Here is an 11,593-nt window from a genome sequence, read left to right as displayed (position 1 = left end):
ACGGGCGCGGGGGCGGGCGCGGCGGCCCGGAGCGGGCGCACTAAAGTCGTTCCATGCCTCTCCCTCCGCCCGGCCGCCCGCAGAGCGGCCCGCACCACCGCCGGAGGCGGTACCCGTGATCACCGCACTGACGCTCGCGGTCTCCGCGGCCGCTCTCGCGCTCGCCGCCTGGTGCGGTTTCGCGGCCTACCGCGACCAGCCCACCAAGGACTGGCACTTCATCGGGATGGCCGTGGTGAGCGTGCTCGCGCTGGCCCAGATGGCGGTCGGCATCGTCCGGCTGGCGGGCGGCGACCGGCCGGAGGGCGGCACCGGGATCTTCCTCGCCTATCTGCTGGGCGCGGCCGCGGCCGTACCCGCCGCCGGTTTCCTGTCCCTGGCCGAGCGGACCCGCTGGGGCTCGGTGACGGTGGCGGCCGGAGCGGTGGTGCTGGCCGTGCTGGAGGTACGGCTCCACGACATCTGGGGAGGCGGTCCCGGTGCCTGAACGGACCCCGGACACCGCAGCCCCGGACACCGCGCCCCGGCCCGGCCCCGCCACTCCCCCGGCCGCCGGGGACCGCCTGCGGCTCGGCAGCGGTCCGGGCCGGCTGCTCGTCCTGCTCTACGGCGTCTTCACCGTCGGCGCCGCCTCGCGCTCCATCGCGCAGATGCTGATGAAGTTCGACGAGGCCCCGCTCGCGTACGTCCTCTCCGCCGCCGCGGCCTGCGTGTACGCGGTCATCCTCTTCTCGCTCGTACGGGGCGGCGAGGGCGCCCGGCGGATCGGGCAGGTCTGCTGCGGACTCGAACTGACGGGCGTTCTGGCCGTGGGCACCTGGACCCTGGTGGACCCCTCGGCCTTCCCCGACGCCACCGTCTGGTCCGACTACGGGATGGGCTATCTCTTCCTGCCGCTGGTGCTGCCCGTCGCGGCGCTGTTCTGGCTGCGCGGCGCCCGCCGCACCTGACGGCCGGCGACACGGCCGGGCCCGCGGCCGGGCACCGGCATCGGGGGCACGGGGAGCCCGGGTCCGGGGAGCCGGACATGCGGCGGGCCGGCCGCCACGGCGTGTGCCGTACCGGCCGGCCCGGGGTGGGACCGCGTACGCGGATCAGGCGCTGGCGACCAGACTGCCGACCTCGGCGCCCTTCTCCAGGGTCACCAGACTCAGCCCGCGCGAGATCTGCTCGGTGCCGACCGGCGCGTAGCCGCAGCGCCGGTACAGCCGCAGATTGCCCTCGCTGCGGTGGCCCGTGAGAAGGCGGTAGCGCTTGGCCTCCGACTCCTCGGCCAGCCGCGTCTCGATCGCGGCGAGCAGCCGCCCGCCGAGACCGTGCCGCTGCATCCGCGGATGGACGATGAGTTTGGCGATGCCCGCGGTGCCGTCGGCGTCCACCGTCCCGCGCACGGATCCGACGACCTCCGTGCCGAGCCGGGCGACGAGCACCAGGCTCCGGCCCAGCTCGGCGCGGAGGTCGTCCAGGGACTGGGTCAGCGGTTCGATGCCGTAGTCGCCGTACAGCTCCGCCTCGCGCTGGTAGCAGAGGTACTGGAGTTTGAGGATCTGTTCGGCGTCCTCATCGGCCGCCGCAGAGATGGTCACGCTCATGCCCATACGCGCACGCCTCCCCTTTCGAATCGCCCGGGCGCGGTTGAGGGTGGGGCGCCCGGGCCGGATGCCCTGACCGGAGCGGCAAACGGATTCGCCGCGTCCATGGCTCCGGTCGGCTAACGCTCCCTTCCCCGAAGTCCGGGAGCCGCAACCTCCGCCGTGAGCATTCTGCGCAGACATCCCAGGCACCGGGAACGAATCGGCCCAAGACTTCCCTGTGAGATTCCCAACGCGCCTGCGATTTCCCGGTACGTCGGGTCGCGGGGGGACAGCATCGCAGCCAGCAGACCGGGGCACCGGCCGGGCAGCCGGCGCACCGCGCTCCACAGTTCGCGCCGCTCCTCGGCCGCCAGCACCCGCTCCTCCACACCGGACGGGCCGGCCGCCCGGACCCGGCCGGCGGCGGCCGGCTCCCCGCCGTCCACCGGGGCGTACGGCACCTCGCGGCGGGCCCGGAGCCGGGCCCCGCGCCCCTCGCTGCGGACGGCGGCCCGCAGCCACTCCGCCGCCGCCCGCTCCGGCATCGGACCGCTCTCCCGGCGGTGTTCCAGCAGGCGCAGCCAGACGCCCTGTTCGAGGTCGGCGGCCTCCACGGCCGTGCCGTGGGCCTCGGCCGCCGCCTCGGCCGCGAGCAACGGGCGCAGCCGGAGGAGCAGGTCACTCGGTGTCATGCCGTCCGGGACACCCGGGGGATGCAGGATGGTTTCGCCTGTTCCCCGAACTCACCCGTCCGTGTCGACGGACCGCCCGCCCCTGACGCGAGCCCTTGACCCGGCCCCTTGACCTGGGCCCTTGACCCGGCCCCGGGCCGGTGGCGCGGACGGCGTCCGGGGCTCAGTCCCGCAGGAAGTCCTCCCGCGCGAGGAGGGCCGTGTCCGGATTGTCGGTGAAGATCCCGTCGATGCCGGTGGCGAAGTAGGCACGGTACGCGCCGAAGGCGTCCCCGTACGCGGCCGGGTCGGTGCCGCGGCGGAAGTCGGCGGGCAGGAAGGTGTTCTCGTTCCGCATCGTGTACGGGTGCAGGACCAGCCCGGCGCGGTGCGCGTCGGCGACGAGTGTGGTGGGGGTGGTCAGCCTCCCGGCGGCGTCCTTCGGAATCACCAGGTCGAGGAGAGGGCCGATGCCCTGCGCGAAGCCGGCGATCCACGCCAGCCCCTCGGGGGTGACCAGATCGGCCACGGTCCGCGGGTCGCCGGCCTCCCGGAAGTCCCAGGGGCGGTCGTCGGCGGTCCACAGCAGCACCACGCGCGGCGTGGAGACCAGCCGGCTCATCCGCTCCATGCTGGTCGGCTCGAAGGACTGCAGGAAGACCGGCGCGTTCTTGCGGTGCCGCCCGTACCGGCGCAGCAGTTTCGCCAGCCGCTCCTCCAGCCCGAGACCGATCCCCCGGAAGTAGCTGGGGTGCTTGGTCTCGACGTGCAGCCACACCGGGCGGCCCCGGCGGCGGCCCTCGCGGTCGGCCCAGCGGAGCACCTCCTCGAAGGAGGGGATCTCCCAGCGGCCGTCGTAGAGGGTGTTGTGCGGGCGGACCGCCGGGATGCGCTCCGTCGCGCGCAGGGTCTTGAGCTCAGCCAGGGTGAAGTCCTCGGTGAACCAGCCGGTGATCTCCGTGCCGTCGACGGTCTTGGTGGTCTTCCGGCCGGCGAACTCGGGGTGGCCGGCGACGTCCGTGGTCCCGGTGATGTCGTTCTCGTGGCGGCAGACCAGATGGCCGTCGCGGGTGGGCACCAGGTCCTGCTCGATGACGTCCGCGCCCATGTCGAGGGCGAACTGGTAGGCGCCGAGCGTGTGTTCGGGCCGGTAGCCGCTGGCGCCGCGGTGGGCGACGACGGCGGGCACCGGCAGCCCCCGGTGCGGGCGCCGGCCGCCCTTGCCGGTGGCCGCCGCCGTATCCGCCGTGTCCGCCGCGGCCGCCGTGCCCGCCGCGCCCAGGACGGCTGCGCCCGCGCCGAGGGCCGCGGCCCCCAGCAGTACGCGGCGGCCCGGCCCGTGCTCCTGCGCCTGCTCCATGAGATCCCCTGTTTCTTGTTGTGAACCTGCCCGACAACCGGGGGTGATCGTAGGCGGCTATACCTGTCCCGGGGGAGAGCACAAGCCGAACACCGGGCGAACACACTCGGGCTCGCCGCGTCCGCGAGCCGGACGGATGTGCGTCTCCGGGGATCTCGCGAGTACCGTACTCACCTGCAGACTCCCGCGATGCGGAAACTTCGCGCGCGCTGTCTCGGCCGACGACCAGGACCAGACCGGAGGGCCCGTTGTCCCGTATTGCGCTCAAGGCTTTTCTCGGATTGCTCGTGCGCGTCCTGTTCCGCCCGCGGGTCGAGGGGGCGGAGAACGTCCCCGCGACCGGGCCGGTCATCCTCGCCGGGAACCACGTCACCTTCATCGACTCGCTCTTCCTCGCGCTCGTCATGAAGCGCCAGGTCTTCTTCATCGGCAAGGACGAGTACGTCACCGGCAAGGGGGTCAAGGGCCGGCTCATGGCCTGGTTCTTCGGGATGTCCGGCATGATCCCCGTCGACCGCGACGGCGGGCACGGCGGCGTCGCCGCGCTGATGACCGGCCGCCGCCTGCTGGAGGAGGGCAAGGCCTTCGGCATCTACCCGGAGGGCACCCGCTCCCCCGACGGCCGGCTGTACCGGGGCCGGACCGGCGTCTCCCGGCTCACGCTGATGACGGGCGCGCCGGTGGTCCCGTTCGCGATGATCGGCACCGACAAGGTCCAGCCGGGCGGCAAGGGCATGCCCCGGATCGCCCCGGTGACCGTCCGCTTCGGCACGCCGCTGGACTTCTCCCGGTACGAGGGGATGGACCGCGACCGCTATGTGCTGCGGGCGGTGACCGACGAGGTGATGAGCGAGGTCATGCGGCTCTCCGGCCAGGAGTACGTGGACATGTACGCCACCAAGGCGAAGGCGGCCTGACCACCCCGGTCCCGCGCGACGGACGGCGGCCCCGGCGGAACCGCCCGCCGGGGCCGCCGGGGCGCCGTTCGCCGTTCGGGCGCGCCCGGGCTCCGGGCCGGCGGCCGTCAGCAGTGGATGTACCGCAGGTAGTAGTGGGTGGCGAAGTCACCCCGGGTGTCGATGGTGAACTTCTTGCTCTTGCCCTTGGGGCCGACCCAGGGACCGTCGAAGTACCAGCCCTTCTGGGTCTTCACCCGCACATACGGGCAGCGGCCGTCGGCGCGGGTGTCCTTGACCGTGCCGTGGACCTTCGATCCGCAGCGCCGCCCGTTGGCGTAGCCCTCGCGGGACTTGACGGACCAGTTGTAGCAGGGGGCGTTCTCGCCGGCCGGGCCGGTCGGGGCGGCCGAGGCGGTGCCGTGGACGGGCACCGCGAGCAGTGCGAGTGCGGCCAGCGCGATGAGCGGCTTGCGCATGAATGACTCCCTTGTGTCGTGTTGCGCCGGGTTGCGGCCGTCACGACTGTGGGCCCGGAAGGGGACGTTCAGCGCGGTTCGCCGGAAAAATCACCCGACCGGGGAGCGGCGCCGTGGGTACGGGACCCACGACCGGCACACCGGTGTGCGCCGGAGTGCGCCGGAGCGGCCGGGCCGGGCGCCGCCGATCGGAGCAGCCGGGCGTCGCCGGATCGGAGCAGCCGGGAGAGCGCCTGGGCCGGTGCGTGACTAGCGTCCTGTCCCGTACGCCGGTCCGGTCCGCCGGTCCTCCCACCACAGGCCGGGCGCCCGCGGCCCGGCCGAGAGGATGTCCCGATGCGCCTCGCCGCCCTCGTCACCACACTGACCGCCGTCACGGCGACCGGTCTGCCCGCCGCACACCCGGCCGCCGCGGAGGAACGGCGGAGCCGGCCCCCGGCCAGTGCGTCACCTCAGACGGGGCATCGGGCGCCGGACCGGGCGCACGCGGCGGCCCGCGCCACCGTCCTCCCGCGGACCGTCCGGTGGCTGCTGGAGTCCGACGGCTCCTTCCGCGAGCGCTACCGCGAGGACGGCTCCCCGGCCGCCCGCCGGCTCGCCGCCCGCACCCTGCGGGCCATCGGGGCCGGGCTGATCGCCACGCATCTCCCGCAGGGCGCGCATATCCCCGAGGTCCCGCCGATGACGGTCTGGCGGGCCCGCGACGACGGCTCCCACGTCGCGCGCGTCACCTACACGGGGACGGCCGTCCCGCCCAGCGGCATCGCCGTCCACTACGACGCGGCGGGGCGTCTCACCGGCACCGTCGAGCACGTCTTCGAGGAGCGCGGTGAGACCCAGGGCCGGGTCGCGGTGTGGCGGGACGGGCGGCTGGTGGTGGACAGCTTCGTGGAGCACACGCCCGAACCCTCTTCCTGGTCCGAGCGGTTCACCGACTGCACGGCCGACCGGGACGTCCCCGGCTGGGTCGTCCAGGCACTCGCCGAGAGCGGAGCCCCGGACGCCGGGTCGCCGACCGGTACGGAGCGGGAGGAGGGCGCCGGCGGCACGGGGCAGGGCGCGCGGCCCGACGGTTTCCGGGTGCCCTTCGCGGACACGCTCCTGCTCTGTGCCCGGCAGGCCGACCGGACCGGCTGAGGCACCGCGCCCCGGCCGGCCGGGATCAGCGGCCGGGATCAGCCCTCCGGGGAGCTCGCCTCGGCCATGGCCTCGGCCGTCGCCTTGGCCGTCGCCCACTGCTGCTGTACGGCGAGGTCGGCCTTGACCCCGGCAAGCTGGACGGCCACCGCCTCCGGTGCCGTACCGCCGCGGCCGTTGCGGGCGGCCAGCGCGCCCGGCACGTTGAGGACGCTCCGCACCTCGGGGGTGAGATGCGGGGAGATCTTGGCGAACTGCTCGTCCGTCAGCTGGTCCAGCTCGATGCCGGTCCGCTCGCACTCCTGGACGCATTCGCCCGCCACCTCGTGCGCCACCCGGAACGGGACACCCCGCTTGACGAGCCACTCGGCGATGTCGGTGGCGAGCGAGAAACCGGCCGGGGCCAGTTCCTCCATCCGTTCCCGGTTGACGGTGAGCGTCGCCATCATGCCGGTGAAGGCGGGGAGCAGGACCTCCAGGGTGTCGCAGGAGTCGAAGACCGGCTCCTTGTCCTCCTGGAGGTCGCGGTTGTAGGCGAGCGGCAGCGCCTTGAGGGTGGCGAGCAGCCCGGTGAGGTTGCCGATGAGCCGGCCGGACTTGCCGCGCGCCAGTTCGGCGATGTCCGGGTTCTTCTTCTGCGGCATGATCGACGAACCGGTGGAGAAGGCGTCGTGCAGGGTCACGAAGGAGAACTCCTTCGTGTTCCAGATGATGACCTCCTCCGCGATCCGGGAGAGGTCGATGCCGATCATCGCCGTGATGAAGGCGAACTCGGCGACGAAGTCGCGGGAGGCCGTGCCGTCGATGGAGTTGGCCGAGGAGCCGTGCTCGAAGCCCAGGTCCGTGGCGACCGCCTCCGGGTCCAGACCCAGGGAGGACCCGGCCAGCGCGCCCGATCCGTACGGCGAGACCGCCGTGCGGTCGTCCCACTGCCGCAGCCGCTCCGCGTCCCGGGAGAGCGCCTGCACATGGGCGAGGACGTGGTGCGCGAAGAGGACGGGCTGGGCGTGCTGGAGGTGGGTGCGGCCGGGCATGGCCACCGCCGGGTGCGCCTCGGCCAGTCCGACGAGGGCCTCCTGGAGCTCGGCGAGCAGGCCGCCGATGATGCGGGCGTGGTCCCGCAGGTACATCCGGAAGAGCGTCGCGATCTGGTCGTTGCGGGACCGGCCGGCCCGCAGCTTGCCGCCCAGCTCGGGGCCGAGCCGCTCCAGCAGGCCGCGTTCCAGGGCGGTGTGGACGTCCTCGTCGGCGACGGTGCCGGTGAACGAGCCGTCGGCGACGTCCGCCTCCAGCCGGTCCAGCCCCTCCAGCATCCGGGACAGCTCGTCGCCGGTGAGCAGCCCGGCCGAGCGGAGCACGCGGGCGTGGGCGCGGGAGCCCGCGATGTCGTACGGGGCGAGCCGCCAGTCGAAGTGGACGGACGCCGACAGCTGGGCCAGGGCCTCCGCCGGTCCGGAGGCGAAGCGGCCGCCCCACAGCCGGACGTCGCCGCCGTCCGGGGTCGGGTGCTGCTGGCCGTTGGTCATCGGTGCTCCTCGTGCGCGTGACGCTGTGTGCCGGTGGTGCCGGTCATGCCGTTCGCCCCGGTCATGCCGGTGATACGGGCCGCCTCCGCGACCCGGTGCGGGGCGCGGAGGCGGTGGTGTCCTGCTGTGCGTACGGTACGGGACCGTACCGGTCCGCGGGGAGCCGCTTACTGCGCGAGGTCCCGCTTGGCGGCGATCTTCGAGCTCATCCCGAAGAGCTCGATGAAGCCCTTGGAGAGCGACTGGTCGAAGGTGTCGCCGGTGTCGTAGGTGGCGAGGTTGAAGTCGTAGAGCGAGGACTCCGAGCGCCGGCCGGTGACGACGGCCCGGCCGCCGTGCAGGGTCATCCGGATGTCACCGGAGACGTGCTCGTTGGCCTCGTTGACGAAGCCGTCCAGGGCGCGCTTGAGCGGGGAGAACCACAGGCCGTCGTAGACCAGCTCGCTCCAGCGCTGCTCGACCTGCCGCTTGTAGCGGGCCAGTTCGCGCTCGACGGTGACGTTCTCCAGCTCCTGGTGGGCCGTGATCAGCGCGATGGCGCCGGGGGCCTCGTAGATCTCCCGGGACTTGATGCCCACGAGCCGGTCCTCGACCATGTCGATCCGGCCGACGCCCTGGGCCCCGGCGCGCTCGTTGAGCTGCTGGATGGCCTGGAGGACGGTGACGGGCTTGCCGTCGATGGCGACCGGGACGCCCTGCTTGAAGGTGATGATCACCTCGTCGGCCTCGCGCGGGTCGGCCGGGTTGGAGGTGTACTCGTAGACGTCCTCAATCGGCCCGTTCCAGATGTCCTCCAGGAAGCCGGTCTCGACGGCCCGCCCGAAGACGTTCTGGTCGATGGAGTACGGCGACTTCTTGGTGGTGGCGATCGGGAGGTTCTTGTCCTCGCAGAAGGCGATGGCCTTGTCCCGGGTCATGGCGTAGTCCCGGACCGGGGCGATGCAGGTGAGCTCGGGGGCGAGGGAGGAGATGCCGGCCTCGAAGCGGACCTGGTCGTTGCCCTTGCCGGTGCAGCCGTGGGCGACGACGCCGGCGCCGTGCTTCCTCGCGGCCGCGACCAGGTGCTTGACGATGGTGGGCCGGGAGAGGGCGGAGACCAGCGGGTAGCGGTCCATGTAGAGGGCGTTGGCCTTGATCGCCGGGAGGCAGTACTCGTCGGCGAACTCCTCCTTGGCGTCCGCGACCTCCGCCTCGACGGCGCCGCACGCCAGCGCACGCTTGCGGATGACGTCCAGGTCCTCACCGCCCTGGCCGACGTCCACGGCGACGGCGATGACCTCGGCGCCCGTCTCCTCGGCGATCCAGCCGATGGCGACGGAGGTGTCAAGGCCGCCCGAGTAGGCGAGTACGACGCGCTCGGTCACGGGATTCTCCTTACGATGCATGCGCTGACAGGTATAAGTATGCACTGGACCGTATGTTTCGTCAACGCGCTCCGGGGGGGGTGGCACGGCACCGCCCCGGGCTGCCGCCGCGGGGCAGGTCAGCGGCCGTCCGCCAGCACCCGCTCCAGCACGCGCGCGGCGCTCCGTGCCGCGTCACTCGGCCAGCACACCCTTTCGAGTGAACAAGTCTAGGGGCTTTAGACTTGTGAGTTCTAGCAACACTAGACATACACTCGTGAAGTACAAGACCCTGGTCGCCAGGGTCAGAAAAGCAGCGAAGGCCAAGGACGTCCCCTTCGAGATGCGTCGGCAGAAAGGCAGTCACCAGGTGTGGACGTGCGGCGCGACCCCGGTGACCATCCCGAAGCACAAGGAGATCAACGAGATCACGGCAGAGAGCATCTGCAAGGCGCTGGAAACGGAACTCGGAGAGAAGTGGTGGCGATGAAGACCTACCGTGTGACCGCACGCCGGGCGGGCGACTGGTGGGCACTCGAAGTGCCCTCTCTGCCAGGCGTCTTCAGCCAGACCAAGCGGCTCGACAAGGCGGAGGGAGCCGCGCGGGAGGCCATCGCCGTCATGATCGGCGCCGAGCCGGGCGACATCGAGGTCTCCGTCGAGACCGAACTGCCGAAAGAGGCGCGGCAGGCGCTGGAACAAGCGGAGCGCGCCAAGCAGGCCGCCGCGGAAGCCGCCGAGGTGGAGCGCCGTGCCATGCGCCGCGCGGCCGAGGTCCTCACCCGGGATCTGAGCCAGCGGGACGCCGGCCGCGTCATGGGGTTGTCCTTCCAGCGGGTGTCACAACTTCTCGGTGCGGACGCCACCGCCCACGGAACGAGGCGCACGGGGAGCGCCCGGCGCGCGAAGAAGAGAGTCGGGGGCTGACGGAGCGCTCCCCGTGACAGGGCGCCTCCTGGGAACGAGGGCGCGGCACCCGACGGCCACGACCCCCGCCGGAGGAGTGTGCGGCCGTGCCACGGCCCGTTTCGCCCCCGCGCTGAGCATCCGGCGGTTCTCCTCCGTACTGGTGGGAGAAGGCCGGGGGCTACTGCCGGTAGCCGGGCGCAGCGGGGAGGCAGGACCGTGAGCATCACCACTGAGACATCGACGAGGCAGCCGACGGCACCACCGTCGGCGACCGGTGCGCCGGCGGCTCAGACGAGGATCCAGACGATCGCGGACGTGGGGCGCGCCGCGCGGCGGCGGGCCGAGGTGCGGATGCGGCCGCGCAGTTCCGGCGCCCTGCCCGTGCTGGGCGCGCTGTGGGCGGGCGCCCTCGCCGTGCTGGGCCTGTGGTGGTACAACACCCCGGTCGTCTCGGCGACCACCGACTGGATCACCGGCGCCGGGCGGATCACCGGGCTGCTGGCCGGCTACTCCACGGCCGTGGTGGTGCTGCTCATGGCCCGGGTGCCGGTCCTGGAGCGGCGGATCGGCTCCGACCGGGTGGCCCGCTGGCACGCGATGGCGGGCCGCTACACGATCAGCCTGATCGTGGCACACACCGGGCTGATCGTGTGGGGCTACGCGGAGCAGGCCGGCACCGGCCTCGTCGACCAGTTCCTCACCGTCGTCCTCGACTTCCCCGACATGATCGAGGCCGCCATCGGCACCGTGCTGCTGGTGGTGATCGGCCTCATCTCGGCCGGCGCCGCGCGGCGGACGCTGCCGTACGAGCTCTGGTACTACCTGCACCTGCTGACCTACGCCGCCGTGTTCCTCGCCTTCTGGCACCAGCTCTCCACCGGCACCGAGTTCCTCGCCGTCCCGGCGGCGCAGACCGCCTGGTACGCGCTGTACGGCACGGTGACCGCGCTCATGCTCTGGTACCGGATCATCACCCCCGTCCGGCTCAACCTGCGCCACCGGCTGCGGGTGGAGTCGGTGGTGGAGGAGGGCGCGGGCGTCACCTCCGTCATCATGTCGGGGCGGGACCTGGACGGGATGAACGCCGAGGCGGGGCAGTTCTTCCGCTGGCGGTTCCTCGCCCCGGGGCTCCGCTGGACCTCCAACCCGTACTCCCTGTCGGCGACGCCGCGCGACGACCGGCTCCGCATCACCGTCAAGGCGGCGGGCGGCCACAGCGCCGCCCTGGCCGCCCTCCCCGCCGGCACCCGGGTCTGGGCCGAGGGCCCGTACGGCGCGCTCACCGCCGCCCGCCGGCAGCGGCCCCGCGGCGAGGAGGGGCGGCGCGGCACCAAGGTCCTGCTGATCGCGGGCGGGGCCGGGATCACCCCGATGCGGGCGCTGTTCGAGACGATCCCCGCCGCCCCCGGGGACCTGACGCTGCTGTACCGGGCCCGCCGCAAGGAGGACCTGGTGCTCTGGGACGAACTGCGCGTCATCGCCGCGCGGCGGCAGGCGAAGCTGTTCTCCGCCGTCAACGAACCCGACGGCACCCGGCCGCAGATCACCGCGGAGGGCATGGCCCGCGTCCTCCCCGACATCGCCAAGCACGACGTCTACCTGTGCGGACCTCCCGGCCTCGCCGAGGAGTTCCAGGCCATCCTGCGCGAGGCCGGGGTCCCGGCCCGCCGCATCCACCACGAGTCCTTCGAGCTGTGA

At 72.9% G+C, this 11,593-nt stretch carries 13 protein-coding genes; 7 read left to right on the top strand and 6 right to left on the bottom strand.

The genetic code is table 11. The annotated features are described in order from the left end of the window. Nucleotides 1-115 precede the first annotated feature (115 nt). Nucleotides 116-487, top strand: a complete 372-nt coding sequence (locus tag SXIN_RS26650; protein WP_019706554.1) for a hypothetical protein — start codon at nucleotides 116-118, stop codon at nucleotides 485-487. Beyond that, nucleotides 480-950: a hypothetical protein gene (locus SXIN_RS26645; protein ID WP_420341069.1), complete on the top strand. Its 471-nt coding sequence runs from the start codon at nucleotides 480-482 to the stop codon at nucleotides 948-950. Before SXIN_RS26650 ends, SXIN_RS26645 begins: the two co-directional genes overlap by 8 nt. A gap of 144 nt (nucleotides 951-1,094) precedes the next feature. On the opposite strand, the gene SXIN_RS26640 is transcribed toward SXIN_RS26645, so the two are convergent. From SXIN_RS26640 to SXIN_RS26630, 3 genes are all read right to left on the bottom strand, one after another. Continuing rightward, on the bottom strand, nucleotides 1,095-1,622 hold the full coding sequence (locus tag SXIN_RS26640; RefSeq protein WP_272951835.1) for a GNAT family N-acetyltransferase: 528 nt from the start codon (nucleotides 1,620-1,622) through the stop codon (nucleotides 1,095-1,097). Between the two features lie 89 nt (nucleotides 1,623-1,711). Further along, the gene (locus tag SXIN_RS26635; protein WP_095757647.1) at nucleotides 1,712-2,266 is read right to left on the bottom strand and encodes a sigma-70 RNA polymerase sigma factor region 4 domain-containing protein; all 555 of its coding nucleotides are present in this window, start codon (nucleotides 2,264-2,266) and stop codon (nucleotides 1,712-1,714) included. Nucleotides 2,267-2,429: 163 nt separating this feature from the next. Beyond that, nucleotides 2,430-3,605 carry a glycerophosphodiester phosphodiesterase gene (locus tag SXIN_RS26630; RefSeq protein ID WP_095757646.1) on the bottom strand — a complete coding sequence of 392 codons (1,176 nt, stop codon included), beginning with the start codon at nucleotides 3,603-3,605 and terminating at the stop codon, nucleotides 2,430-2,432. Nucleotides 3,606-3,853: 248 nt separating this feature from the next. Between SXIN_RS26630 and SXIN_RS26625 the strand changes: the two genes are divergently transcribed. Beyond that, nucleotides 3,854-4,522 (top strand): lysophospholipid acyltransferase family protein, encoded by a 669-nt coding sequence (locus SXIN_RS26625; protein WP_039817747.1) that lies wholly within the window; start codon nucleotides 3,854-3,856, stop codon nucleotides 4,520-4,522. 107 nt (nucleotides 4,523-4,629) lie between these two features. Here the strand turns inward: SXIN_RS26625 and SXIN_RS26620 are convergent, their stop codons facing one another. Beyond that, nucleotides 4,630-4,980 carry a hypothetical protein gene (locus SXIN_RS26620; protein ID WP_095757645.1) on the bottom strand — a complete coding sequence of 117 codons (351 nt, stop codon included), beginning with the start codon at nucleotides 4,978-4,980 and terminating at the stop codon, nucleotides 4,630-4,632. A 336-nt stretch (nucleotides 4,981-5,316) separates the two neighbouring features. On the opposite strand from SXIN_RS26620, the gene SXIN_RS26615 reads away from it, so the two are divergent. Further along, complete coding sequence (locus tag SXIN_RS26615; protein WP_019708805.1) at nucleotides 5,317-6,117, top strand: RNA-binding protein; 801 nt, start codon at nucleotides 5,317-5,319, stop codon at nucleotides 6,115-6,117. A 38-nt stretch (nucleotides 6,118-6,155) separates the two neighbouring features. On the opposite strand, the gene argH is transcribed toward SXIN_RS26615, so the two are convergent. Together argH and SXIN_RS26605 are read right to left on the bottom strand one after the other, a co-directional pair. Continuing rightward, a complete protein-coding gene (argH, locus tag SXIN_RS26610; protein ID WP_019708806.1) occupies nucleotides 6,156-7,643 on the bottom strand; it encodes an argininosuccinate lyase in 1,488 nt (495 codons plus the stop codon). Between the two features lie 167 nt (nucleotides 7,644-7,810). Further along, nucleotides 7,811-9,007, bottom strand: a complete 1,197-nt coding sequence (locus SXIN_RS26605; RefSeq protein ID WP_019708807.1) for an argininosuccinate synthase — start codon at nucleotides 9,005-9,007, stop codon at nucleotides 7,811-7,813. A 256-nt stretch (nucleotides 9,008-9,263) separates the two neighbouring features. Between SXIN_RS26605 and SXIN_RS31070 the strand changes: the two genes are divergently transcribed. The 3 genes from SXIN_RS31070 (at nucleotide 9,264) to SXIN_RS26595 (ending at nucleotide 11,593) form a co-directional block, all read left to right on the top strand. Next, nucleotides 9,264-9,476, top strand: a complete 213-nt coding sequence (locus tag SXIN_RS31070; protein ID WP_019708808.1) for a type II toxin-antitoxin system HicA family toxin — start codon at nucleotides 9,264-9,266, stop codon at nucleotides 9,474-9,476. Further along, entirely contained in the window at nucleotides 9,473-9,913 is a 441-nt protein-coding gene (locus tag SXIN_RS26600; RefSeq protein ID WP_157916345.1) for a type II toxin-antitoxin system HicB family antitoxin, read from the top strand. Before SXIN_RS31070 ends, SXIN_RS26600 begins: the two co-directional genes overlap by 4 nt. A 279-nt stretch (nucleotides 9,914-10,192) precedes the next feature. After that, nucleotides 10,193-11,593 carry a ferredoxin reductase family protein gene (locus SXIN_RS26595; protein WP_420341097.1) on the top strand — a complete coding sequence of 467 codons (1,401 nt, stop codon included), beginning with the start codon at nucleotides 10,193-10,195 and terminating at the stop codon, nucleotides 11,591-11,593.

The sequence above is a fragment of the Streptomyces xinghaiensis S187 genome, assembly GCF_000220705.2.
Lineage (GTDB): Bacteria > Actinomycetota > Actinomycetes > Streptomycetales > Streptomycetaceae > Streptomyces > Streptomyces xinghaiensis.
The sequence above is the reverse complement of the archived record's forward strand: the minus strand, read 5'-3'. Positions and strand labels throughout refer to the sequence as shown.

Bases quoted from the DNA above. Each gene is read 5' to 3' on its own strand.
- SXIN_RS26635 (WP_095757647.1), bottom strand. From the start codon at position 2,266: ATGACACCGAGTGACCTGCTCCTCCGGCTGCGCCCGTTGCTCGCGGCC.
- SXIN_RS26620 (WP_095757645.1), bottom strand. From the start codon at position 4,980: ATGCGCAAGCCGCTCATCGCGCTGGCCGCACTCGCACTGCTCGCGGTG.
- SXIN_RS26600 (WP_157916345.1), top strand. From the start codon at position 9,473: ATGAAGACCTACCGTGTGACCGCACGCCGGGCGGGCGACTGGTGGGCA.
- argH (WP_019708806.1), bottom strand. From the start codon at position 7,643: ATGACCAACGGCCAGCAGCACCCGACCCCGGACGGCGGCGACGTCCGG.
- SXIN_RS26615 (WP_019708805.1), top strand. From the start codon at position 5,317: ATGCGCCTCGCCGCCCTCGTCACCACACTGACCGCCGTCACGGCGACC.
- SXIN_RS26630 (WP_095757646.1), bottom strand. From the start codon at position 3,605: ATGGAGCAGGCGCAGGAGCACGGGCCGGGCCGCCGCGTACTGCTGGGG.